We start from the raw sequence: 25,873 nt of genomic DNA, 5'->3' as shown, positions 1-25,873 counted from the left end.
ATGCATCAGTTATTTCAAGGCCGCATTGTACATAATCGCCTTATCCCTACACCCCATTCATTTTCTTACCACATAGCTTTGTTTTATTTTGACTTACAAAGATTAGACACTGCATTTAGTAAAGTTAAATTCTATGGAGTTAATACTGCAGCATTAGCAAGCTTCCAACGAAAAGATTATTATGGAGATCCTGATATTCCCCTGATAAAAGAAATTCAATCATTGGTTAAGGAGCGCACCGGTATGTCTTCATGTTTATCGGAAAAATTAAAAATATTTTTACTTACCTCAATCCGTACTTTTGGTTTTTGCTTTAATCCAGTTAGTTTTTATTTCTGTTATGATGAGGCAAATCAATTACAGGCTTTGGTTGCAGATGTAACCAATACCCCATGGCACAAACGATATGCCTATGTGTTAGATTGTCGTATCGGGCAGGAAAAGGGTGTCTATAGATTTACCTGTGATAAGAATTTCCATGTTTCACCCTTCATGAGTATGGATATGCAATATGAGTGGCTAGTTACCAAAAATCACGACTCCATTACTATTCAAATGCATCTATCTCAACAGTCTCTAGCTGTCTTTTCTGCTTCATTACATCTATATGAAATTACTTTGACTAATGCCCAGCTATATAAAAAACTTTTTTTACATATCCCTATCGCAATTAAAACTGTTGTGTTAATCTATGTTAATGCTATGGTATTATTCTTGAAGCGAGTACCGTTCTATTCCTATCCAAAATGAAACCCACTCTATTTGAGTCGCTATGTCGTGCGCTGGTGTATCGTAGATTGGCGTCAGTTCAATATGGCACATTGCATGTGCATGAAGGGGAAATAACCACGACATTTGTTGGCAAGCTCGTCGCTCCTGGTCAGAATTATATTGCTGAAATTACTGTATTTGATTGTAGTTTTTATATTGATGCATTGGTTCGGGGCAGTATTGGGGTGGCAGAGTCATATATGAAACAACACTGGCAAAGTAAGGACATGGTAATGCTCATTCAATGGACAATCGTTAATCAGACCACACTTAACAAACTTGAATTATTTTCAAAGTATTTTGCGCAACCAATACTGCTACTCGGACATTTTTTGAGACGAAATACTAAACGAACCAGTAAGTCCAATATTGCCAAACATTATGATTTAGGCAATGACTTTTTTAAATTATTTTTAGATGAATCAATGATGTATTCATCAGCAATTTTTAAAAATCCGCAAAGTACCTTGTTAGAAGCAACCTATACTAAACTTGAGTTAATTTGTGAGAAATTAGCGTTGACCAAAAACGATTCAGTCTTGGAAATTGGCACTGGCTGGGGAGGGTTTGCTATGTATGCAGTTAAGCGCTACGGATGCAAAGTTACTACCACTACTATTTCAGAAAATCAGTATCACTATGTACAAAAACTAATCGCTAAGGAAAACCTGAGCGATTCTATTACTCTGCTTAAAACCGATTATAGAAATCTTAGTGGCAGTTACAACAAAATAGTTTCAATTGAAATGCTTGAAGCAGTTGGACATCAGTATTTTGACATCTATTTGAGCATTATTTCTGAGTTGCTCAAACCCAAGGGATTGGCATTGATTCAAACTATTACGATTAAAGAGCAGAATTATCAATCTTCGCTACGATCAGTGGACTTTATTCAGAAATATATATTTCCTGGTGGGTGTTTGCCTTCGCTTACCGCGCTGATGCAGAGCATGGTGCGCTCTACTGATTTGTCAGTGGAAGATATTGAAAATATTGGAAAGCACTACGCCAAGACTTTGTATCATTGGCGAAAAAACTACTTACAACAGTTGGATCAAGTCCGTGCGCTAGGGTGCACAAATTCATTTATCAATATGTGGGAATTTTATTTTTGTTATTGTGAAGCAGGATTTTTAGAAAAGGAAATACTTGATTATCAAATTCTTCTCTCTAAGCCATAATTAGCTATGAGAGGCTTTTATGCCATAAAATAGACTTATGAGATACTGGGTAGTGCTTTGTGGCGCATTGTCTTGGGGGTTAGGCCTTGGAGAAAGCGAAAAACTAATAACTATTGCGCAAGGGCAAGTTGGTTTTATTCCATTGCCTGAAAATGCCAGAACAGCTACCTATTACGATAAGAGAGTTACCGTTGTTTCAGATAATAATGGAAGCACTGCAATACTTGGCGTTCCTCTAAATAACAAACCTGTAGTTGAGGAGCTTAGACTTTTTGATGCAGAGGACCAGCCCCTATCTTCAATAAAATTTCAAGTTATAGAAAAAAACTATGGCATTGATTATTTAACTATAACAAATAAACGCTTCGCAGATCCAACTGATGAAGATTTAATTAGAGCAAAAAAAGAACAAGAACTTATCTTCTCAATTATTTCAAAATGGGAAGATGGTATGCCTGCAATTCGGTTATCACTTCCTGCTGAAGGGAAAAAATCAGGGCAATATGGCACTAGACGAGTGATCAATAGAGTCGAGCGTAGTCCGCATAAAGGTTTAGATATAGCTAATGTGGAGGGCACGCAGTTGTATGCTCCTGCAGATAGCACTGTGGTGTATGCTGGGGATATGTTTTACACAGGGAATACGGTAATATTGGCACATGGTCAATCGCTTTATACACTTTATGGACATTTGCAATCTATTGAAGTGCAGGAAAATGCTATTATTAAAAAAGGGCAATTGTTTGGTACTATGGGTATGACTGGAAGAGTTACTGGAAGTCATGTGCATATTTCATTGTACCTTAACCAAGTAAGTGTTGACCCGCTTTTATTGTTTAAGTGATAAAAAGGTATCTATAATTGCATCATCACTAACCCCATCAGTGAGAAGAATCTTTTTCCAGCCAAACGCAAGTGCTTGCTCACCAATTCTTGAGCTGACACATATAGCTGGAAGAAAAGTCAAGTTAGGAAACTGAATAGAGCATTGTCGTGCGCTTGTTACCGAAACAAATGAAATCGCTTTTGGTTGAAGAGAGGAAACCATAGCACTGACTTTACTGCGAAGCTCATCGGAAGCTTCTTGAGGTACCCGTCTATAAAGCTCAATCGTGATGGGGAAAATGTCCAAGGATTGAAAAAAATCACTCGCGGTGGTGAGTCCTTCATGCCCAGTAGCAATAATGATAGTAGATTGAGCTAACTGGGAAATACCAATAGTTGCAACAAGTGCACTGGTGAGACTTTCGCTTGAGTTAGGTGGTGGTGCGACTAATGTTACTGGGATATGAAATTGCCTGACAACCCGAGCGGTGCTCTCTCCTATGGTGGCGATCTTACAATGTGAATTTGGAATAAACTGTGAGAACAATATTTGTGCGGCGTTGCTAGAAAAAACTATAATCCAATCTGCTTGGATGAGTGCCTTTCTATTACTATTTGATAAGAGCGCGTCTAGGTCTGGCACAATGGCAACCAAGGGCAGATTGATTGCTTGAATCCCTAATGAAAGTAACCTACGCTTTGTTTTTGATTTCAAATCAGTGGTATGCCCGGCGCGAGTAAAAAAAATCCCTCCGTTATACATGAGAATTTGCTAAAAAATTTTTTGCTTTCTGAATCAAAGATTTTGCCCCTAAAGAGTGTAAGGTAATGAGATGTGAGTCAAGGTCATTTGATTCTTGACTAGTTCTAATCGTTGAGGTGTGCGTGAAAGAATCATGGTTGTCAAGATCTCCAATGTAAGTACTCAAAGAAAATAAATCAGGGCTAATCATGCTTGCATAAATTCCAATAGGGGCAAGACAGTCACCTTCTAGGTTTTTATTAATATACTCTTCATAATTATATGCTTTAACGGTATCAGGGTCCTGCAGAGGGATGATAAGTGCTTTAATAGAAGAGTCATCAAGGCGAGTTTCAATTGCTATGATGCCTTGACCTGGTGAGGGAATATGGTTCTCTAAGGGAAGGGGATGGGTGCAAAGTGATAAGGACAATCTATTTATGCCAGCTTGAGCGAGAGTAATGGCGTCTACTTGTTTTTTATCTAATTGGGCTAACCGAGTGCCAAGATTACCACGAATCGGTACTACGGTAGCGTTAGGAAAACTTTTTTTTAATTGGGTTTGCCGTCGTAAACTACTGGTACCTATTTTACAATCGGAAAAGAAGATTTGAGAAGTTGTTGCTAGTGGAGTAACTAAGACATCATATGATGCTTCTCGCTTTAGTGCTGAGGTAACAAAAAAATCTTTTCTAGTGTACATGGGTACATCTTTCATAGAATGCACGGCTAGATCGGCCTGACCAGACGCGAGCGAATTCTCTAATTCCTTCGTGAAAAGACCTTTGCCACCCCCAGCGTTGAGTTGTAAACTGAGATTCTTATCACCTTCACTTACCATGGGAAGGATCTCGATTTGTAGTTCTGGATGGTGCGCTAGCAAGGCTTCGCTAATAGCTTTGGTTTGGGCCAATGCCAGAGGGCTTGCTCTAGTTGCGATGGTGATTGATTTTTTCATGTGCGAGTAATTGGGTAAAGAATTCTTTTACCTCATGCCATTGCTGTCTGCTCACGGCAAATTTTGATGGGTGATCTTTAATATTAACAAAGTGTCCAAATTCGTTAGATTCTAATGAGCGTATCTTGCTTTTATTAACTAAACAATTTCTATGAATCCGTAGAAAAACATTGGCGAATTGCTCTTCAATGTCTTTGAGGGTGTAGTTGGTTGGGTACGAAGTTTGACTGGTGATAATCCAGCATTGCTTATCTTCGCTATGACAAGCAAATACTTCATGTATGGGCATACGCAAAATTACTTTTTCTCCTTTTCCATCAACATAATCAATAATAAAAGAATCATTTTGAGTATAGTTGGGATCTTGGCCTCGGTGGGTGCGGGTTACAGTTTTTAATACTTCCGAGAGTTGTTTTGGGTTGATGGGCTTAAGCAGATAACCCACGGCTGGAAAAGTAAAGGCACGCAAAGCAAAATTACTATAGGCGGTGGTGTAAATTATAGCTGGTGGGTTGTTTAATAATTTAATACGATCGCTTAGGGCAATTCCATCCATACCAGGAATTTTAATATCTAAAAGTACAAGCTGATATTGATTTTTTTCCAATAAGGCTAGCGCTTGAATACCATCACTTGCTTGTTCAATAATAAATTCTGGGTCATATTCAAGCAACAAGGATTTGAGTCTTTTTCTTGAGAGTGGCTCATCTTCAACTAAAAGTATTGATAGTAGTGGCATTATTAATATATTTTAACCTTGTGATAAAATGGCAGTATGAATCCAATAAAATCTATTTTACTGTTATTTATTTATATGGGGGTATGTCAAATGGCGCTATCTGAAGTGGTGGTTAAAACAGTTACCTATGAACATGAAGGTAAGGCTTTTAAGGGCTCGTTAGTTTATAACGAAAGTGTTGATAAAAAACGACCAGGGATTTTAGTGCTCCATGAGTGGTGGGGAATAACTCCAGAACTCATAGACAAAGCTAAGCGACTTGCTAATGATGGCTATGTCGCGTTTGTTGCTGATTTGTATGGAGACGCCAAGACTGCCGATCATCCCGAGGAGGCAGGAAAATTAATGGGTGAGTTAACCAGCAATAAGTTTGCTTGGAGAGCTCGGGCATTAGCTTCCCTAGTTGCTTTTAAAAAACAGCCCATAGTTGATCCAAAACAAATTGCCGCTATTGGATTTTGTTTAGGCGGTAATACTGCTCTTAACATGGTGTACGCCAGACATGATATTGTTGCTGCAGTTGCGTTCCATAGTACCTTAGCTTTACCTGACTCAGATGATGACTTGAAAGGAATAACGACTAAGATTTTAGCACTACAGGGTGCTCAGGATCCATTTGTACCCAAAGGCGGAATCGAAAAATTCACTACTGAGCTTGGTGCTACTGGACTTGATTGGCAGTTGAACTTATATCCTGCCGAGCATGCGTTTACAAATCCCAAGGCTGATAGCAAAAAAATCCCTGGGATTAAATATAATGCTAAAGTGTATGAGCAATCTTGGGTCGCTATGCACGCCATGTTTTCGCAAATTTTTAACTAACCATAAAACTGAGAAACTATCTATGAAAAAAGCTTTATTAAGCGGCACTACAAAGGCGAGCTTACGAAGCAGATTTGCTAATGATTTAGATAGTCGAGCTCTATCTTTTTCTAGTAGCTTAGATATTGACAAAACTATTGCTTTACACGATGTGCGCGCTTCTATTGCCCACGCCACTATGCTTGGGGCGTGTAAAATTATTACTTTAAAAGATAGCAAGCAACTGGTACAAGGGTTAAAGCAAATTGAAACTCAGATGCTTCACGGGGAATTTGTTTGGGAATCAGAATTCGAAGATGTCCATATGCTAGTTGAGCATAGATTAACGCAGCTGGTTGGTCCGGTCGGAGAACGATTACATACTGCACGCTCGAGAAATGATCAAACCGTTACTGCAACTAGACTTTGGCTCAGAGAATGTTTAGATTTTACTAAAGCAGAACTTATTGAATTTGCCAAGGCATTGCTAGATCAGGCTAGATTAGAAGCCTCTACTCCAATGCCCGGACTAACCCATTTGCAATTTGCCCAACCAGTAACCTTAGGGCATTTGTTTTTAGCTTGGTTTGAGATGTGCATCAGAGATCTTGAGCGATTACAAGAGACCAGAAAGCGAGTTAATGTTATGCCGTTAGGAAGTGGTGCTTTAGCGGGTGTAAGTTTTCCCATCAATAGAAAAATGACTGCTAAACAATTATTTTTCTCAGAAATTTCTGAAAACTCACTTGACGGTGTCAGCGATCGTGATTTTGTTATTGAAGCTGTTTCAGTGGCCGCATTGGGTATGATGCATCTTTCTAGAATCTGTGAAGACATCATCCTTTTTTCCTCTACCCCATTTAAATTTTTTGAAGTAAGCGAAACTTTTGCAACTGGCTCATCAATGATGCCTCAGAAAAAAAATCCAGATATTGCAGAATTGGTGCGAGGTAAAAGTGGCATGGTGGCAGGAAATTGGGTCGCGTTATTTACTCTTATGAAGGCGCAGAGTCTAACCTATAATCGCGACAACCAGCATGATAAAAAATCACTATTTGAAGCATTTGAGATCTGGAATTCATCGTTATCAGTTTGTACACCGATGGTGCGATTACTTTTATTTAATCGTGAACGCATGCTACATGCCTGTGAACAAGGGTTTCTTAATGCCACTGATGTTGCTGACTATCTTGTTACAAAAGGCTTACCTTTTAGAAGTGCGTATCAAATCGCAGCGCAACTTGTTCGCGAATGTGAATTTAAAAAATGCACCTTAACCGAGTTGCCTCTCGAAATCTATAAAGCTAATAGCGAGCTTTTTCAGCAAGATATATATTCTAGAATATCTCTGCATGGCTCTCTCAACGCAAGAATTAGTTATGGTGGCACCGCGCCAGTTCGGGTAAAAGAAGCCATCATACGAGCAAAAAAAAGACTATCCCAGATAGTAAAAGCAAAGTAACACTCGTATGAGACTGCGCAAAGGTAAACTGATTTTCAGTGCCTCTGATTTAGTTGACGCTACCTCATGCCCTACTTTGTTTGAGTATAAAATTCTTAATGCTCGTCGTGAGGCTAGTGCTCCAGTGCTTCCATCCTCTAATCATCAATCTTCGTTAGTGATTAAAAAAGGTCTACTACATGAAAAAAAATATTACGCTTCCATGCAAACTAGTGGCGAGAGTTATCTTGATATTACTACACTAGCAACTAATATTGAGACAAAGGTTGAGAAAACTATTGATGCCATGCACAAAGGTATCGGTATTATTTATCAAGCAGAGTTTCAGATTGGTAATAAACATGGTATTGTGGATTTTCTTAAACGCATACCGGGCAACTCTAAGTTCGGGCCCTACCAATACGAAGTGTGGGATACTAAGTTTTCAAAAAAAGAAAAAGCCCAATATATCCTGCAACTGCTTTTTTATGCTTCTTTGGTAAGCGAGACCCAGCAACAGCCAGTAGAGCGAGTTGGGGTTGTATTTGGAGATGGTAAAGAGATCGCATATCCAACCAGAGATTTTGCATCATTGGTTAGACATCTTACCGATCACATGGAAGAGCTCAGCTGCGTTGTCGCCCAAACTTATCCATATGCTTGTGCCAAATGTCAAACCTGTCAATACCAAGCGTATTGCCAATCTCGTTGGCAAACGGATCAACATGTCGGTTTGGTGGCAGGCATACGGGTAAGTCAAATTAAAAAACTAAAAGAATATGAAATTACTACTTTGCAAGATCTTGCCGATTGCGAAGTTACCAACCGAATTGGAATTGATCCTTCGACATTACACCGTCTCAAAGAGCAAGCAAGATTACAAAACGTATTTCAAAAAACTGGCACACATACTGTTGAGCTCATTAGTATGGAAGAACATGCGCTCAACCAAAGCGTCTCAGGATTTCAGCGCTTACCTTCTCCTGATGCTTGTGATCTTTACCTTGATCTAGAAGGATTTCCATTTGAACGGCTCGATTACCTTTGGGGATTATATAAACGCGAACATGGTCAAATGGTCTACCAACATTGGTTTGCCCACGATAAAGAACAAGAACAGCAAGCGTTTAAAGAAATAGTTGCTACTATCCAAAGCGTCTTTGATGAAAACCCAAACGCTCACCTTTACCACTATGCACCATATGAAATAACCGCACTAAAACGATGTATGGGGACCTACGCAATGGCAGAGTCTGTTATTGATGATTGGCTACGCAAAGGAAAACTAATTGATCTTTATCAAGTTTTGCGAGAATCAATTCGTACTTCAGAAGCAGGCTATTCTTTAAAGTTGATTGAGCACTTTTATATGGGTAAGCGAGAAGAACAAATCACCGGTGGACTAGAAAGTGTAGAAATCTATGACCAGTATAGAGAGAGCGCTGATATTACTCTGTTAGAACAGATCAGAGCTTACAATGAAAGAGATGTCATTTCTACCTATAAGGCGCACCAATGGCTACTCTCACTAAAACCTGAAACCATACCATTTCGTCAATCAATTCCGGAGTCTTCTGATCAAGAAAAACCAAAGATCATCGCTTGGGAAGAGGAGCTTGCTTGGTTGATGGCAAGACTTAGAGAGCTACCTGAAAGAGGAAATAAACTTAATGAGTTTCTTGCCAATCTACTTGATTTTTATCGTCGTGAAGAAAAAGCTGATTGGTGGAGTTACTTTGAACGGATTTCTATGTCAAGTCAAGATCGTTTTGCTGACGCAGAATGTCTCGCTGGCGTGAAGATTAAAAAGACAACCCCAGTGAAAAGATCATTACGATATTCATGTTCCTTTCCGAGTCAAGAATGTACCCTTCATGCCAATGATTCTCTGGTTATTTTCCCAACTCAACCTGAGCAAAGGCCAATTAGTGTCACCAATTTATTTTTTGATCTTGAAACAAAAACTGTTGAGTTCACCGTAGGTTCGACCAGAGAGGTCCCTGAACAATTTGATCTAGGCAAAGGTACTCCTGTCAGTCATAAAAAATTATCTAAAAGGCTGGTAGAGTTTGTCGATCATCATTGTAATGCGCCTGCGACAAAGTATCATGCTACCTATGATATGCTTGCTCGGGCCATACCTAAAGTAACTCCCAGGTATCCAGATGGAAGGTTAGTTTCTGAAAAACCTACTGTAACTGAAATTACTACATTAGTAAACTCCCTAACCAATAGTTATCTAGTCATCCAAGGTCCGCCCGGTACTGGCAAAACTTATACTGGCGCAAGGCTGATTGTGGACTTACTTGCGAAAAAAAAACGCGTTGCGATCAGCGCCTTTAGTCATAAAGCAATAAATAATTTATTTAAATCAGTTGAAAAACTCTTGCAAGAACATTCAATGCAAGTGGCTGGTGTTAAAATTGAATCTAAAAACCTTGATGAGTTTCAAAGCGATTATTTTGAAACCCGTCCAAGTAGTTCAGGGTTAGATTCGTCTATTCAGTTAGTCGCTGGCACGGTCTGGGCGTTTAGTGATAGTAATTTTGATTTGCAATTTGATTATTTGTTCATTGATGAGGCTGGGCAAATGTCTATAGCTAATGCTATTGTGCTTTCGCTCATTGCAAATCAAGTAGTAATTCTCGGAGATCAAATGCAACTCTCCCAACCCTGCAAAGGCTCTCACCCGCCTCATACTGCAGATTCAGTGTTGAGCTATCTCCTTGAAGATAATAATACTATTCCACCAACTCACGGGGTATTTTTAAGTAATACCTATAGAATGCACCCTGAGCTTTGTAAGTTTATTTCAGATTCTATCTACGAAGGACGGTTGTCTAGTGATACTTCTACTAGCTTTCGTTATTTACAATCTAATTCTGTAACAGAAATTAAACCCTACGGAATAACTACTAGATATGTTGAGCATCAGAAATGTTCAGCAATGAGTATTGAAGAAGTTGAAGCAGTCAAACATATCTGCGGCTTGTTGCTACAACACAACTATATTGATAACGGTGAAAAAAAGCCTATTACCGCTCAAGATATTCTTGTGGTGACTCCTTATAATCTACAAGTGGCTGCCTTAAAAGCCGGTCTCGCTGGTTTTTTACCGCGTGAAAGAATTGGCACGATAGATAAATTTCAAGGCCAAGAAGCCCTGGTTTCAATTATTTCACTAGCCACTTCAAGCGCTGAATACCTTACACGTGATCTTGAGTTTTTGTATAGCCGTAATCGCATTAATGTTGCTTTAAGTAGAGCTAAATGTTTATCCATCGTAGTATGTAGCAAACAGCTACTCTACACGGTTGGAAATACCGTCGAAGATCTAGCGTTGGTTAATTTTCTTTGTGAAGTTGATGATTACGCCGCCGGCCAGTTAAAATAAATCCGTCAAACATATTACGTAAAAGCAAATAAATATTGACTCCACCTACCACTAGCTCAAGTGTTTGGAAAAAATATAATTCAATAGTATTTTGGTATGTGCCAACTAGATAGCGCACTACCAAAGCTGAAGGAATGAGTATTACAAAAGCCAATAATACCATAGTGCGCATTCGCGAAATTTTTCGCACCACAATAGCACTGGTGTTTTTTTTTGACAAGAAATATCCAGAGATACCAATTCCCATCATCGCAGGAATTAAGATGAATAATCCAGGATTGACTATAGCGAATTTTACTGTTATGAGTTGTTCATGAGATAAAAATAATTCAGCGATTACACTACTGCCTAAAAAAAGCAATAAACAAAGTAATGCTATTAATGCGCAGATAAGATGAATTATAACGAGCATGGATTATACTAATCCTAAGGTTGATAATGTTTGTAATCTTGCCTGAAGTAAAATTGCTTTCATTTGATCTGGATCGTGGTTCTGTAGGAGCAGGCCTGGTTTTGGGAAGTTGAAATCCATTAATCTTGAAATCCAAAAACGCAAAGCGGCTAAGCGCAACATATCTGGAAGCGAATTAAATTCACTGTTTTGAAGTTTTCTATGTTGTTCATAGCTTGAGATAAAAATCTGTACGAGGTGGGTTTTATATTGGTTTTCAACCACACACCAATCATTGATTGCAACTGCTAGATCATAAATCAAAGAAGCATGACAAGCGTAGTAGTAGTCAATAATTCCATTTAATTTATTTTCATGAAACAAAACATTGTCTTTAAATAGATCTGAATGTATGATTCCCTGTGGCAGCTGTGTTTGTTTAGTAGCTTGGTACGTATGTTCTTCTTGTATCAATTTAAATTCAGATTTAGGAATTACAACATGAAGTTTTGCAATACACTGCTCTCGCCATACGGTAGAGCGGCTATCTTGTCTTGTAAGCAAAAATGATTGCGTTGCGTTGTGAAATTTAGCAAGAGCAATGGCTACTTGCATAATATGCATAAGTTCAGGATGATCGATTGAGGCCCCACTGATGCGTTCGCTAATCACCAAAGCTTTTCCATGATACGAACTAATCGCCTGGTTTTTATTATTGTGGTAGTATTTTGGTGCAAGAAATTTATGTTCTTGCAAATGATTATTTAGTTTAATAAACCAATCACATTCAGAAAGTGGAAACTGCTCAATAATCGTTAATACGCACCTATGTGTAGAGGTGATGAGAAAATAATTAGAATTTTCTATTCCGCCAGTTATGCCTCGTATATCTACTAAAGAACCTAGACTATAATCTAGTAGTAATTTTTGAACAGTATCATTATCTATCGTTGTGTAAACTGACATGCTTTACCATAATCCTAAACAGTTATTATACAATGTGCTACTATATCTATAGCTACACAAAGCTGATCCAGTTCTATGACAAAACAGATAATTTTAGTTGATGGGCATTCATATGTATATCGATCTTGGTATGCGATTAGTAATATGAGCGTACGAGGCTTTGCCACCAATGCAATTTATGGTTTTTCGTCATTACTGCTTAAGTTGGCTATGCAATTAACGAGAAGTGAGCATGTTTCGGTGGTTTTTGTATTTGACCCACCAGGCAAAAAATTTAGACATGATCTATTTCCTACTTATAAAGCAAATCGTCCCCCTATGCCTGAAGCATTGGAATTGCAACTTACTGTGATTTATGACTTAGTGCGTGCGTTTGGATTCCATCTAGAAAAAATAGCGGGTGTCGAAGCTGACGATGTTATTGGTACTTTAACCAAACGTGCACTAGAAGAAAAATATCAAGTTCGTATTGCTTCAATTGATAAAGATTTTACCCAGCTTATTAATGAATCGGTGTATCTTTGTAATCTACAGGATGATACAGAAATGGATGTTGATAAAGTGAAAAAGCGATTTGGCGTTTTACCCAATCAAATGGTTGATTACCTAAGTTTGCTTGGAGATTCGGCTGATAATATCCCCGGGGTGCCAGGAGTCGGCCCAAAAACTGCTAGTAAATGGTTATCGCTCTTTGGTTCACTTGACACCATTTTGCAACGTATTCACGAGATTCCTAATAAAATTTCTCTGCAGGTAATTGCAATGCGAGAGCAATTGCTACTCAATCGTACCTTAATTACAATTAGACAAGACATACCGCTTTCTGAGCATGTAGCGGTGTTGTCAAACTTGTACTGGGCTGGTCCAGACTATAAAGAAGTGGAAAAAATTTATCGCACCTATGAACTTGCCTCTCATCACTCTAGACTTCGAGATGTGCATGATATGCGAAATAGAAAAAATCTAATCCATTTGCCACTTTTTAACCAGGAACAAGATGTACCGAAAGGAACCATCCCGACTGCCCCATCTCTACCTGACGGCTATACCGTAATTTCCTCTATTGATAGACTAAAAATATTAATTGAGAATATGCAAAGAGAAAGCCTCGTCGCGGTTGATTGTGAGACGACTTCTCTGCAATTTGTTGAAGCGAAGATTGTTGGCATGTCTTTTTCTTTTCAAGAAGGTGCAGGTTACTATGTGCCCTTGTTGCATCGTGATGTATCTGGAACACTCATCGCCGACCAGTGTGACATGAGCCAAGCATTGGCTCTTTTAAAACCTTGGTTAGAATCAGACCTATATAGAAAATGTGGACATAATCTTAAATATGATAGAAATGTTTTACTTGCGAGCGGTATTTCCCTTAGAGGGATAGTTGATGATAGTTTGCTTCAAGCGCATATTACCCTATCACAAAACAATGGTAACAGTTTAGATGCGTTAAGCAGAGCTCACCTTAATCTACCTATGCTTGATTTTGAAACACTGACTAAAACCTATGACGCCAAAGAAAATTTTTCACTTGTTCCAATAGTTCCAGCGGCTGGATATGCTATCGCCGATGCTGATTATTCTCTCAGACTTAACCGCCACTTTACAAAAACAATACACACGCATCACTCAGAACGGCTGTATCGCGATATTGAACTCCCGCTGCTAACATTGTTGTCAGATATAGAAACGCGTGGAGTAATGATTGATATTGGTATCCTTAACCAACTTTCAAAGGATTTTAAAGCTGAGGTATCGCAACTGGAAGAAACGATAGCGACTCTTGCTGGGAAAAAAATAAACCTCGCCTCACCAAAACAAGTCGCTGAATTGCTTTATGACAACTTAAAGTGTCCGATACTTGGTAAAACTCCACAAGGGGCACCTTCAACTGCTGAGTATGTTTTAGATCTACTTGCTAATCCACCTCATTCAGTTGCAATTGCTAAGCACATGCTACAACATAGAATGTACGCAAAACTTTTAAACACCTACACTGAACCTCTACCAAACTTGGTATCGAGTATAACTGGGAGAATACATACTTCATACCACCAAGCTGCCACAAGTACTGGCAGGCTATCTTCAACTAATCCTAACTTACAAAATATTCCAATTGGTACCAGCGAAGGAGCAAAAATCAGAAGTGCGTTTATTGCTCAACCAGGCTGGTCATTAATATCCGCGGACTATTCACAGATTGAGCTTCGAGTTATGGCGCATCTATCTCAAGATGAGACTATGGTAAAGGCTTTTGAACAAAATATAGATATCCATCAAACTACTGCAAGTGAAATATTTGCCACACCACTCGATCAAGTAACTCCCGAGCAACGCAGATCTGCAAAGGCAATAAATTTTGGGCTTATTTATGGCATGGGAGCGTTTGGCCTAGCATCACGGCTTGGTATAGAACGGGATCAGGCTACACAATATATTGATACTTATTTTGGTAGATTTCCTAAAGTGAGACAGTACATGGAACAATGTAAATTGCTTGCGAAAAAAGAAGGGTATGTTACAACCATGATGGGTAGAGTGGTATTATTACCAAGTATCAACAGCAAAAATTATCGCGAACGCTCTCATCATGAACGCGTTGCTATTAATGCACCTGTTCAAGGTAGCGCCGCAGAAGTACTAAAAATTGCAATGCTTTCTTTAGCTAAAGCGCCAATAATACTAAATAAACAAGCTCATATCATTATGCAAGTGCATGACGAACTCGTGCTAGAAGTTAATAATGAATATATATCCCAAGCGTTAGAGGAGGTGAGTATGCATATGAAGAACGCGATACAACTTGATGTACCATTAGAAGTATCTATCCATAGCGCTGCCAACTGGAACGATGCGCATTAAATTAAGTTATAGGTAGTAGCAAGAAAGTTTCTTATGCGAATAGGTATTTTTACTAGATATTTCTATGATAAAATTATTATTAAATGAATATTTATAAATTAATTGTAATATTGTTTTTTCCAGTCCTATCTGCGATAGCAGATGGTGATATTGTAGCGGGTGGCAAAAAAGCCGCTGTAGCCACTTGTTCAAGTGGAGCCTGTCATGGTTTGTCAGGGGTAAGCATAGTACCTGGCACTCCACATCTAGCCGGACTTGGCGAAAAATATTTAATCAAACAGATGAAAGATTTCAAAAAACAACCGACTTTGAGAGCAAGCGTTATGAATGGGTTAATCTTGGCGTTAAAGGAAGAAGATTTTAGCGATGTGGCTGCTTATTTTAATAGTATGAAGAGAGTAGCTAAACCTATTGTTGCAACTGATCCTAGGTATGAACTCGGTAGATCTATTTATATGGGGGGCATTCCTCATATTGCCGTGGCTGCTTGTAGCGGTTGCCATGGACCCAGTGGGTCCGGAATGCCTGATTCTAGTTATCCTGCTTTGGCTGGTCAAGACAGCACTTATGTTATCAACCAAATTAAAAATTTTCAAACCAAACAGAGAGCTAATGATACTAATGGTGAGATGCGTTCAAATGTTCTTCGAATGACACAAACAGAAATAGAAGCTGTGGCGTATTATATTCAAGGTTTAAAATCTGTCACTAAGGAACAGTTAATAGGAAAATAAATGAAAAAATCCATTTTAGTTAGCTTTTTAATGTTTGCAAATGTATTACATGCTGGGATTGACCCAACATTGTATGAGCCTACCACCAAGGTATTTAATCCAATTGGCGATGGTAGCTCTGTAGAAGTTGTTGAGTTTTTTTGGTATGGTTGCCCTCATTGTTTTTCCTCAGAACCTGTCATAGATGAAATAGTTAAACAATTACCAAAAGGCGCTTCCTTTGTTAGAGTGCCCGCGGCGATAAATGATCGTTGGATGGTTGAAGCTAACTTGTATTATTCATTAGTTAATTTGAAATTGATTGATACAGTACACTCTGCAATATTTCACGGCATTCATCGTAGTGGTGATCTTCGCGCAAGTCTTGGTACAAACTTACAAGGGTATGCAAAATTTATTAATGCAAAATACAAAGTGCCTATCGAAGAGTTTGAGGCTATGAGCAATTCTTTTGGAGTCAAGACCAGCGTCTCACGAGCTCGGTCTCTGGCAGTTCATTATGAAATTAAAGGGGTCCCAGCACTTTTCATTGCTGGTCGTTATAAACTTAAGAACCTAGATACTACTAAAATAAGCGCTATTGCTGAAACAGTAAGAGAGTTGCTATTGTTAGAAATAGGTAAGAATAAAAAATCAGTTAAAAAATAGTGTAATATATTGGAGGAGCGTAATACTTATGAAAATAAAAATTATAACAGTAGTGCTGTTTGGATTTAGTATGATCGTTGGTGCGGAGAATACTATTGATACAGTGGTGGATAAAGGGGTTGAGAGAAACAATCAGGCAATTAGTGGCCAACAAAAAATTGATGCCATTGCAAAAGATACTGATAAGTTACTTTCACAATATAAATCCGTTCTTAAGATTAATGAAGACCTGCGAGTCTACAACAATCAGTTAGAAAAACAAATCATACAACAATCAGTTGAGAAAAAAGAAATTAGAGATTCACTTGAGAAGAGCGGATTAATTGAACGACAAATTGTTCCAACCATGTTTAAAATGATTTCAAGTCTAGAGTCGTTTGTGCCTATTGATATGCCGTTTGATCATGCTTTTAGAATTGATAGAATTAAAGAATTACGAACACTTATGGATCGTGGTGATGTTGAGATTAATGAAAAATTTAGAAAAGTTGCTGAAGTGTATATGAGTGAAATTGAATACGGAAGAACGGTTTCAACGTATCGTGATAAAGTTCAATATGACGGTAAGGAACTTGAAGTAAATGTTCTTCGGGTAGGGAGAATTTCCCTAGCGTTTCAAACTGATGACAAGGGTTTGACTGCCTCATGGAACAAAAAAACTGGTAAGTGGGAAGAGGTATCTGCTTTTACTTATAAAAATGCTATTCATGACGCTATGAAAGTAGCAAGGAAGCAAAAATCACCAGAGTTTATCGTTGTTCCAGTTCAGAAAATTAATGACAAAGTAGGAGGCTAAGTCATGAAAAAATTTACCATTTTATTTAATTCGGTTTTCACATTAGTTTTATTCAACGCCGTTGTTTCTACCTGTTTCGCAGAAGAAAAAGGTTTGGAAAATAAAACAGCTCCAGCCCAACTTCTTAGTGCTGATGAGTTGTTAAAACAAGTCGCATCAGGTATTGTAAGTGACCGGAATGAAATTGATAAGTTAGTTGATTCTTTTTCGAAAGATAAGCAAAATCAAGCCAATCTTCTCAGACAAGCTGAACAGCAAAGAAATCAACTTGAATCAAAATCTAAGCAGCTAGAAGGTGTCTTTAATAAAAATAAAGCCGAACTTACCGATTTATTAAAAAATCTAAATCAAAGACTTGGTTCTCTCAAAGAATTATTTGGGGTATTTGTTCAAGTATCGGGTGACGCACAAGGGCAGTTTCAAAATTCAATAACACAAGTACAATTTGGCGAACGAACTGTATTTTTGCGTGAATTCAACAGCAGAATTTCTAAGGGTAATAGATTACCTTCAATTGAGGACGTTGAAAAACTATGGTTTGAGTTACATCGTGAAATGACTGAATCAGGAAAGATTGTAACCTTTAAATCTAAAGTTGTTCAAGTTAATGGAAGTGAAGAAGAGCTCGAAGTAATGCGAGTTGGGCTATTTAATCTGGTTGGCGATGGAGAGTATTTGCGTTATATTAGCGAAAATGGCAAAATAGCAATGTTAAACCGACAACCTGGCGAAGCTAAACTTGACTACGCTGAAGATGTTGCTGAAGACTCAAATGAGGAAATTCAACCAATTTCTATTGATCCAACACGAGGGCAGCTAATTGCAGCGCTGATGGAAACTCCTTCATTTATCGATCAAATTAAAATGGGTGGCACTGTTGGGTATTTCATAATGTCTTTACTAGTGATTGCAATCATAATAACTATTGTTCGAGCTCGTGTTCTTAACGATATTTATCGATCCATTCAATCACAGCTAAAATCTGTTGATACACCAAGAAATGATAATCCTTTAGGCAGAATGCTTATGGTCTATAAAGAAAATAAATCATTAGATCCGGAAAGTTTAGAACTGAAACTTGATGAGATTTTAGTTAAAGAAATACCTGGACTACAAAAAGGTATGGGTTATATTAAACTCTCAACTGTTGTCGCACCTCTAGCTGGATTGTTAGGTACGGTGGCGGGTATGATTTTAACCTTCCAAGCCATAACACTTTATGGTAGTGGGGATCCTAAACTAATGGCAACTGGTATTTCTCAAGCGTTGGTAAATACAATTCAAGGACTTGCTACCGCAATTCCAGGCATGTTTATGAGTGCCTATCTTACCAATCGTGTTGGAATGATATCACAAATATTAGAAGAACAAACAGCAGGAATTATCGCCAGACAAGCTGAAAAATCATAAGAAAAGGATACTGATTTTGATATGTTAGAGTTTGTCTATTATTGGTTACCAGCCTTAAGGTCTATTGTTGGCTATGTGACACTTGGTGGCCCAATAGTCTTGATGATACTTATTATGGCCTGTTTTTTATGGTATTTGGTAGTGGAGAGATTTTATTACATTAAAGTCATATTACCAAACGAAATTAATCGTGTAGCACAAGAATGGAAAAATCGCACCGATCATTCATCTTGGTATGCGCATAAAATCCGCGATCAGCTTATTTCACAAATTAAAATGAATTTAAGAGAAAAAATGGATTTTGTCTATGCTTGTGTGATGATTGCACCATTGGCGGGTTTAATTGGTACAGTGACTGGTATGATCAGAATCTTTCAGACCTTATCATACGCTGGATCAACCGATGTAAGACAAATGGCTTCTGGTGTTTATCAAGCAATCATACCAACGCTTACTGGAATGAGTGTTGCAGTATTGGGTCTTTTATTAAGTAGTTGGCTCAGACATCGGCAAGATGTTGAAGTGGAATTGTTAGAAGATAGTTTAGAAATTAAACGAGTTAGTAAAACTGGAAAAGGAGGACGCTAATAATGTCTAGAAGAAGAAGTTATCTTAAGGAATCATATATTGAACCATTAGATTTGGCACCGATGTTAGACATGGTTTTTAATTTACTATTGTTTTTTATATTAGCTGCTAATTTTATAAAAGAAACTGGAATTGAAGTAAACAAGTCAAGCGCAACAACATCTGAAACTAGGGAAAATGCAAATATTCTTGTGGCGATCAGTGGCAGGAATGAAGTATGGATACAGAATCGAATTGTGCCTGATTCTGGTCTTCGTCCAATTATAGAGCAACTCCATGCAGAGAATCCCCAAGGTGCTTTAATCATACAAGCTGATAAAGATAGTAAAAACGATAAACTAGTTAAGGTAATGGACGCTGCTAGACAAGCAGGTGTTTATAATATTTCACTTTCTACGGTTCTACCCTAATTAACAATGGTTATGGACCACACCTTAGCAAAAAGTTTCGCATGTAAAATTATGACCATGTTTTGGTTAGTAGTTGAGAAGTCAAAGGTAATGAGTGTGATTGACTTTATTATTAACTTAATTAATAATTATGCATCGAGAATTATGGTTTTAGTAAATCGTATTCAAGTAAAAATTATTAATTCTGCTCTAGCTAGACTTATTGTATCAAGTTGGGTTAAATATGTAACCCCATTTCTTACTTCAAAAAATAAATTTAAACTAGCAATTACCTTAGCATTTTTATTTGTACTTACTCAGGCTTGGTTATTAAATACAATTATCACTTCTCGTGAGTTAAAACTTGATGAATCCAAACGGATTAGAATTTCATCTGATTTTGTTAGCGCTCGTTCAAACGCTGAATTACTTTCTGATTTACAACTTTTAAAACCTCAACAAAATACCCCACCACCTCCATCTATAGATCAAGACTTTGATAAACAATCTAATAAGAGCTCAGAAGCATCCATTGCTGTTAACCTAGGAAATGTAGGTTCAATAGATGTAAAACTTGGTTCGGGTATTGGGGCTGGTGAGGGTGAGTATATTCCTATCGTAAAAGTTGCTCCAATTTATCCACAAGGTGCATTACAGCGTGGAGTTGAGGGTTATTGCGTTGTGGAATATACAGTTTCTGAGATTGGTACAGTTAAAGATTCTTCTGTGGTGCCTGGGGAATGCAGTAGTTCACTTTTTGAATCTGCCTCAGTCAATGCTTCACTTAAGTTCAAGTATAAACCAAGAGTTGTAGATGGTGTAGCAGTTGAAGTTGTTGGAGTTCGAAATAGATTTACATACAGTATTGAAAAATGATGACTCGTTACTTTCCATTATTTTTTCTTGTGAGCTATGGAGTGCTTGTAAATGCAAGTGATTCTATACCAGAAGAAACACAACCTGTTGATAATACTGTAAAAGCAAAAACACAGAGAACAAAAGCTACTCCAGCTATAAGTGAAAGAGTTTATAAAAAGCTATCTGAAATTCAGACACAAATACAATCTGATGACAAAAATCCTCATGCTAAAATATCAATTGAAAAAATTAATAAGGCTTTTTCACTAGCTGATGATTTGGAAAAAGCAAAACTTACGCCTTACGAATTAACGCAAGTTCAGAATATAAAAGCCTTCTTGTATTATCTAAAAGACGATGTTGATAGTGCAATTGCTACCTACCAAAAAATTATAAATAGTCCTGATACGCCTGAAGGTTTATATTTATCTTCACTTCGAACAGTAACTCAATTGTATATGGTAAAAGAGCAATATCAGAAGGTCATTGCAAGTGCTAATAAGGTGATTGAAAACACCGGTAGAGATGCCGACATGTTGGCACTTATTGCCATCGCATATTATCAATTACAAAATAACCAAAAGGCTTTTGTCCATATAAAAGAAGCAGTAGATCAATATATAAATAATAATAGAAAGCCCAAAGAACAATGGTTAGTTTTACTTAGATTTTTGTATATAGAAAATAAAGATGAGAAAAATGCTATTGAAATATTGAAAATATTAGTTAAGTTTTATCCCCGCCCAAGTTATTTATTAAATCTAGCTAGTGCATTTGGTCTTGATGGTAAAGATAGCAAACAACTCGCACTTATGGAATTGTTATATGATACCAAAAATCTTAATAATGAAGGTGAGTATAGAAATCTAACTGGTCTTATGTTAAATCTCGGGATAAGTTTTAAAGCTAGCCGCATATTATCAACACTAATCGAAAATAAAATAATGGAAGAATCCGAACAGAATTTACTTTTACTTTCTCAGGCATATTTTCAATCACATAATATTCAAAAATCAATACAACCATTATTAAAAGCTGCAAATAAATCTAATTCTTCAGACTTACATCTTCGTCTTGCTTATTCTTATAGTGGTTTAGAAAAATGGCAAGATGTAGTTTCAGCTTGTGAAAAAGCCATTTCATTAAATAATTTTAAAAGTAAAGATAATGAAAAAGCAATCATTCTTCTTGGCACTGCATACTTTAATTTAGAACAATATAAAAAATCTTTATCTCAATTTATGAAGATTAAAGATAGTAAAACAAATGATAAAATAGCGCGCGATTGGATTCAGTATGTTTCTGCGACTATTGATCGTGAGGCAGTTCTTGAAAGGATCAAGAATGAAGAAAGTGTAGCTGGCGGACTTGATGCTTTGCAAGAGCTTAAGTCGGTTATCACTAATTAATTATTTTTTAAATTATCGTACTGTTCAACTAAAATTCTATGCAGCGCTTTACCCACTGTTGATTTTGGTAGTGCAGGTATAAAATAGTATTCTCGTGGAGTTTTATAATGTGTTAACGAATTGTTACAAATCGTTTTTAATTCGTCAATAATAATTTGTTTTTCTTTATCAGTTATGCTTGGGTTTTTGGCTACAACTACTGCCACAACTTTTTGTCCAGTTTTATCAGATGCTATTCCTATACAAGCCGCTTCTAGTAGGCTCGGGTGGGTTAATAATACATTTTCAATTTCATTTGGGAATACTTTAAACCCTGAAACATTAATTAGATTTTTCAGACGATCTACAATAAATAAGAATCCACGATCATCTATGTATGCTAAATCACCAGTTTTTAACCAACCTTCTTCAGTGATTACTAATTTGGTCTCTTCTTTTTGTTCTAGGTAGCCTTTCATTACCTGTGGACCTCGCACCAGCAATTCGCCTGATTGTCCTGTTTTTACTGTTACCCCTTCTTCATTAACTATAGCAATTTCTGTATCAGGTAGTGGGATACCAATGCTACCATCGAAAGATTTAATGTCATGTGGGCAGCAACTTACAACTGGTGAAGCCTCTGTTAAACCGTAACCTTGAATTATGGTGTTATTAGTTTTTTCTTTCCAAAGCTTAGCTACTGATTCAGGTACTGACATACCTCCGGCAATACAAATACGCAGATCACTGAAATCTAAGTTCTTTACTAATGAGTGATTGGCAATACTATAAAAAAGTGGACTTACTCCAGTTAAAAAATTATAACGATATTTACTCATCGTTTTGATGGTAGTAGTTAAATCTCTCGGGTTTGTGATTAATACATTGTGTGTACCTAGTGAAAAGCATGTAAATAAGTTCACTGTCAATGAAAAGATATGATACAACGGTAGAGGTGTGCATGCTATTTGTTGAATATCAGGTCTAATAAATTCACGTGGCATCATTGATGTGATTTGTAGCATATTTGCAATAATATTTTTATGGGTAAGTTCTGCGGCTTTTATTATGCCTGTTGTCCCACCTGTATATTGGTGTAACAAGGTGTTATTATTGTTAATTGTAACTGGTCTTGGTATGCTACAATCACTGAATTTAGTGATATCATTTAGTGTAAGTGTTGGGATAGTCCAAGGGTCTGCTTTTCCAAGTTTTAGACGAAGAGCTATCCTGACAATTAATTTTGCAAGTAGTGGGAATAAATCAACTAATTCAACGCAGACCACTGGCACTGGATTATCCTTAATAGCTTCTTCTACAACTTTTGCATTTCTATCAAAAGTAAAGAGCAATGATACATCACTGTTCTTTAGCACATGAATCAATTCTCTTGACGTATAAGTTGGGTTGCAGCATACTGGTATACATCCGGCTTTGATGATACCAAAAAGCAATGGAGGGAAAGCAAGTATATTTGGTAGAAATACAGCAACTCGGCTGTTAGGTTTTAACATTGCGTGTTTTTGAAGCCAGCCGGCAATGTGGTCTGAATAAAACCCAACTTGTTCAAATGATATTGTTTGATTGAAACTTTCAAAAGCAATTTTATCTCGATGTATTCTTGTGGTTTGATTAATCATCTCAACAACATTATCGTAATTATCATAGCTAATCGGATACCGAGCATTATCTGTATAACGAGAAGTCCAAGTGGGTGGTAAAGGAGGGATTGAGTTATTGATCATGTTGGTTGTACTGATTTCAGTAGTAGAGATGGTTTCCTTCGAAATATCATCTTTTATAGAGTTATTATATAACAAGTTAGCAATTTTTTTAATTTGTTCAGCGTTACTATCCACAAACGCATCGGCAACATCGATAAATATACTTAAATCATCAATAGAGGTTGTGTCTATGCTTCTACTTATTCCTTCTCCGAGGTAGGGCACCCAACGAAAATAAAGGTTAGGGCATTCTCGGTAAATCATTCTTAGTTGAAAATCTATACTCTCACTCACACTCCCAATAAAAACATCGGAAAAAGCCTTAAACCATGATCCAGCTCCACCGGTTCGTTCAAAGCTGGTTAAGTCATACGTTGAGTCATGCACTCCATTTCCCACGGAAATAAAAATCATATTATTAGCAAAAGCGTTAGGTTCAATTTTTCTATAGTCTGCGTAGGCACATAGGCTTGGGTTATTTGCAAATACCACCCCATCACAACAAAGGAATCTTTCACCATTTACATTACGAATATTAGCAGGAGGAAAATACATCGGAGCACTTGACGAAGCTAAGCAAGCGTCTCTTACATAAAAATCATGAGAAGAGTTATTGCGGGCGTCTTGGCTACGAAAGTATAAATTCTTATTGGTAAATAAATCAAAACTAGTAAGCGTGCATGGTTTCATCAGTTGAGATAGTTGCAATCCGCCAAAATATGAATATAGCACATCATGTAACCCTTTATTTTCATACTTTGATTTTGTAATGCCACCTAGACTAGTAATACTATGTGACAATGATTTGGAAAAAATCTTTTTAGCGTTTTCTATATAAAAGGATTGAATATCTCCAATTGTGTATGCAGGTTTTGAGGGTGAGTAAACTGATGGAGTGATCATTGCTGAAACTAAAATACTGCCAGTTGATGTTCCAGCAAAATAATCTACAAAATCTGCTAAATGTGCATCTTGTTTTCTGGTAACTTTTCTAATTTCATCAATGAGTCTAAGTAGAATCCTACAGGATATGATCCCTCGAATTCCCCCACCATCTATGGCGAGTACAACCTTAAGCTTCACTACTCATGAGCAAGACTCAAATAGTCCTGCGGCTCCCATGCCTGTTCCAATACACATTGAGACTATACCAAATCGTAATTTATTACGACGAAGCGCTGAAACAATGGTTGCGGTTCGAATTGCACCGGTGGCACCAAGTGGATGTCCTAATGCAATAGCACCACCTTGAGGATTTACTTTAGCTTGGTCTAATTTTAGTTCCTTAATCACTGCAAGTGATTGAGCAGCAAATGCTTCATTTAGTTCAATCCAATCAATAGCATCTAAAGATATTTTTACTTGGTCTAGTAATTTTGGAATTGCTTTAATAGGACCAACGCCCATAATCTTAGGATCAAGCCCTGCAACCGTGTAGCCATGGAAAATTGCTTTTGGCGTGAGTTGGTATGCTTTGACTGCTTCTTCACTGGCCAATAGCACTGCACCGGCACCATCTGACATTTGTGAGGAATTGCCTGCTGTGACACTACCTTGTCCAGCAAACACGGGTTTTAATTTTGCTAACGCCTCTAATGTGGAATCTGCGCGTGGGCCTTCGTCTTTTAGTACTTGTTGGGTATTGGTTTGAAGTTTATTGTCTACAACACTATGTCTCTCAACAGTAAATGGAATAATCTCATCAGTGAAATACCCTTTTTCTTGAGCATTGATAGCTCGACGATGGCTTTCAAATGCAAAAGCATCTTGCTCTTGTCGGGTTACTGAAAATCTCACACTTACTTCTTCTGCTGTTGAACCCATACCCCAGGCTATACCTACAGCATCTTGGTTTGTAAAAACTTTTTGATTAAATGAAGGTTTGTTACCTCCCATTGGAACCTGGCTCATACTTTCAACACCTGAGGCAATCATGAGGTCTTCATTACCCAACATAATTTTATCTGCGGCAAGAGAAACAGCTTGTAATCCAGAAGCGCAAAATCTATTTACGGTCATTCCCGATATTGCTTGTGGTAACCCAGCTAGTAATACTGCACTGCGAGCTACATTGAGTCCTTGTTCTGCTTCAGGCATGGCGCAACCAGCAATATGATCACCTACTCTTTCCCAATCAACTGAATTATTTCTTTGCACCAATGCTCGAAGGCAATGCACGAGCAAATCATCTGGTCTGGTGCGTGAGAATACACCATTGCGTTTACCAACTGCCGTTCTAATCGTGTCTATAATAAATACTTTTTTCATAA

Annotated in this window: 22 protein-coding genes; 15 read left to right on the top strand and 7 right to left on the bottom strand. The window is 37.5% G+C overall.

Annotated features, from left to right (window positions below; all coding sequences use genetic code 11):
* The 3 genes from QM538_02865 to QM538_02855 are packed head-to-tail and all read left to right on the top strand — an operon-like array spanning window position 1 to window position 2,796.
* The gene (locus QM538_02865; protein ID MDI9347424.1) at window positions 1–750 is read left to right on the top strand and encodes a DUF1365 domain-containing protein; all 750 of its coding nucleotides are present in this window, start codon (window positions 1–3) and stop codon (window positions 748–750) included.
* Window positions 747–1,952, top strand: a complete 1,206-nt coding sequence (locus tag QM538_02860) for a cyclopropane-fatty-acyl-phospholipid synthase family protein (protein ID MDI9347423.1) — start codon at window positions 747–749, stop codon at window positions 1,950–1,952. Before QM538_02865 ends, QM538_02860 begins: the two co-directional genes overlap by 4 nt.
* A gap of 37 nt (window positions 1,953–1,989) precedes the next feature.
* A complete protein-coding gene (locus QM538_02855) occupies window positions 1,990–2,796 on the top strand; it encodes a M23 family metallopeptidase (protein ID MDI9347422.1) in 807 nt (268 codons plus the stop codon).
* On the opposite strand, the gene QM538_02850 is transcribed toward QM538_02855, so the two are convergent.
* Genes QM538_02850 through QM538_02840 form a run of 3 tightly spaced genes read right to left on the bottom strand, consistent with a single transcriptional unit; the run spans window position 2,782 to window position 5,216 of the window.
* On the bottom strand, window positions 2,782–3,540 hold the full coding sequence (locus QM538_02850) for a uroporphyrinogen-III synthase (GenBank protein ID MDI9347421.1): 759 nt from the start codon (window positions 3,538–3,540) through the stop codon (window positions 2,782–2,784). The two genes, QM538_02855 and QM538_02850, sit on opposite strands and share 15 nt — an antisense overlap.
* Entirely contained in the window at window positions 3,533–4,477 is a 945-nt protein-coding gene (hemC, locus tag QM538_02845) for a hydroxymethylbilane synthase (GenBank protein MDI9347420.1), read from the bottom strand. Before hemC ends, QM538_02850 begins: the two co-directional genes overlap by 8 nt.
* Window positions 4,449–5,216, bottom strand: coding sequence for a LytTR family DNA-binding domain-containing protein (locus tag QM538_02840; protein MDI9347419.1), 768 nt, complete (start codon window positions 5,214–5,216; stop codon window positions 4,449–4,451). Before QM538_02840 ends, hemC begins: the two co-directional genes overlap by 29 nt.
* Before the next feature lie 36 nt (window positions 5,217–5,252).
* Here QM538_02840 and QM538_02835 point away from each other — a divergent pair, with 36 nt between their 5' ends.
* Genes QM538_02835 through QM538_02825 form a run of 3 tightly spaced genes read left to right on the top strand, consistent with a single transcriptional unit; the run spans window position 5,253 to window position 10,852 of the window.
* Window positions 5,253–6,038, top strand: coding sequence for a dienelactone hydrolase family protein (locus QM538_02835; GenBank protein ID MDI9347418.1), 786 nt, complete (start codon window positions 5,253–5,255; stop codon window positions 6,036–6,038).
* Window positions 5,986–7,479: an argininosuccinate lyase gene (gene argH, locus QM538_02830; GenBank protein MDI9347417.1), complete on the top strand. Its 1,494-nt coding sequence runs from the start codon at window positions 5,986–5,988 to the stop codon at window positions 7,477–7,479. The genes QM538_02835 and argH overlap by 53 nt, the downstream gene beginning before the upstream one ends.
* A gap of 7 nt (window positions 7,480–7,486) precedes the next feature.
* On the top strand, window positions 7,487–10,852 hold the full coding sequence (locus QM538_02825) for a TM0106 family RecB-like putative nuclease (GenBank protein MDI9347416.1): 3,366 nt from the start codon (window positions 7,487–7,489) through the stop codon (window positions 10,850–10,852).
* Here the strand turns inward: QM538_02825 and QM538_02820 are convergent.
* A complete protein-coding gene (locus QM538_02820; protein ID MDI9347415.1) occupies window positions 10,803–11,264 on the bottom strand; it encodes a hypothetical protein in 462 nt (153 codons plus the stop codon). The genes QM538_02825 and QM538_02820 overlap by 50 nt on opposite strands.
* A 3-nt stretch (window positions 11,265–11,267) precedes the next feature.
* Window positions 11,268–12,209 carry a homoserine kinase gene (locus QM538_02815; protein MDI9347414.1) on the bottom strand — a complete coding sequence of 314 codons (942 nt, stop codon included), beginning with the start codon at window positions 12,207–12,209 and terminating at the stop codon, window positions 11,268–11,270.
* 75 nt (window positions 12,210–12,284) lie between these two features.
* Here QM538_02815 and polA point away from each other — a divergent pair, with 75 nt between their 5' ends.
* The 9 genes from polA to QM538_02770 all read left to right on the top strand — a co-directional run bounded on the left by polA (window position 12,285) and on the right by QM538_02770 (window position 21,900).
* Window positions 12,285–15,068 (top strand): DNA polymerase I, encoded by a 2,784-nt coding sequence (gene polA, locus QM538_02810; GenBank protein MDI9347413.1) that lies wholly within the window; start codon window positions 12,285–12,287, stop codon window positions 15,066–15,068.
* Between the two features lie 83 nt (window positions 15,069–15,151).
* Window positions 15,152–15,802, top strand: a complete 651-nt coding sequence (locus tag QM538_02805; GenBank protein MDI9347412.1) for a c-type cytochrome — start codon at window positions 15,152–15,154, stop codon at window positions 15,800–15,802.
* Entirely contained in the window at window positions 15,803–16,450 is a 648-nt protein-coding gene (locus QM538_02800; protein MDI9347411.1) for a thiol:disulfide interchange protein DsbA/DsbL, read from the top strand.
* Window positions 16,451–16,478: 28 nt separating this feature from the next.
* Complete coding sequence (locus QM538_02795; protein ID MDI9347410.1) at window positions 16,479–17,246, top strand: DUF3450 domain-containing protein; 768 nt, start codon at window positions 16,479–16,481, stop codon at window positions 17,244–17,246.
* A 3-nt stretch (window positions 17,247–17,249) separates the two neighbouring features.
* On the top strand, window positions 17,250–18,656 hold the full coding sequence (locus QM538_02790) for a MotA/TolQ/ExbB proton channel family protein (GenBank protein ID MDI9347409.1): 1,407 nt from the start codon (window positions 17,250–17,252) through the stop codon (window positions 18,654–18,656).
* Between the two features lie 21 nt (window positions 18,657–18,677).
* Window positions 18,678–19,244, top strand: a complete 567-nt coding sequence (locus QM538_02785) for a MotA/TolQ/ExbB proton channel family protein (GenBank protein ID MDI9347408.1) — start codon at window positions 18,678–18,680, stop codon at window positions 19,242–19,244.
* Between the two features lie 2 nt (window positions 19,245–19,246).
* Complete coding sequence (locus QM538_02780) at window positions 19,247–19,654, top strand: biopolymer transporter ExbD (protein ID MDI9347407.1); 408 nt, start codon at window positions 19,247–19,249, stop codon at window positions 19,652–19,654.
* A 57-nt stretch (window positions 19,655–19,711) separates the two neighbouring features.
* On the top strand, window positions 19,712–20,509 hold the full coding sequence (locus tag QM538_02775; GenBank protein MDI9347406.1) for a TonB family protein: 798 nt from the start codon (window positions 19,712–19,714) through the stop codon (window positions 20,507–20,509).
* Entirely contained in the window at window positions 20,506–21,900 is a 1,395-nt protein-coding gene (locus QM538_02770) for a hypothetical protein (protein MDI9347405.1), read from the top strand. The genes QM538_02775 and QM538_02770 overlap by 4 nt, the downstream gene beginning before the upstream one ends.
* On the opposite strand, the gene QM538_02765 is transcribed toward QM538_02770, so the two are convergent.
* The gene (locus QM538_02765) at window positions 21,897–24,686 is read right to left on the bottom strand and encodes an AMP-binding protein (GenBank protein MDI9347404.1); all 2,790 of its coding nucleotides are present in this window, start codon (window positions 24,684–24,686) and stop codon (window positions 21,897–21,899) included. The two genes, QM538_02770 and QM538_02765, sit on opposite strands and share 4 nt — an antisense overlap.
* A 3-nt stretch (window positions 24,687–24,689) precedes the next feature.
* A complete protein-coding gene (locus tag QM538_02760) occupies window positions 24,690–25,871 on the bottom strand; it encodes an acetyl-CoA C-acyltransferase (GenBank protein MDI9347403.1) in 1,182 nt (393 codons plus the stop codon).
* Window positions 25,872–25,873 lie beyond the last annotated feature (2 nt).

The organism is Candidatus Methylacidiphilales bacterium, from assembly GCA_030054035.1.
Classification (GTDB): Bacteria; Pseudomonadota; Gammaproteobacteria; order JASGCS01; family JASGCS01; genus JASGCS01.
This window is presented reverse-complemented; position numbering and strand designations above follow the sequence as displayed.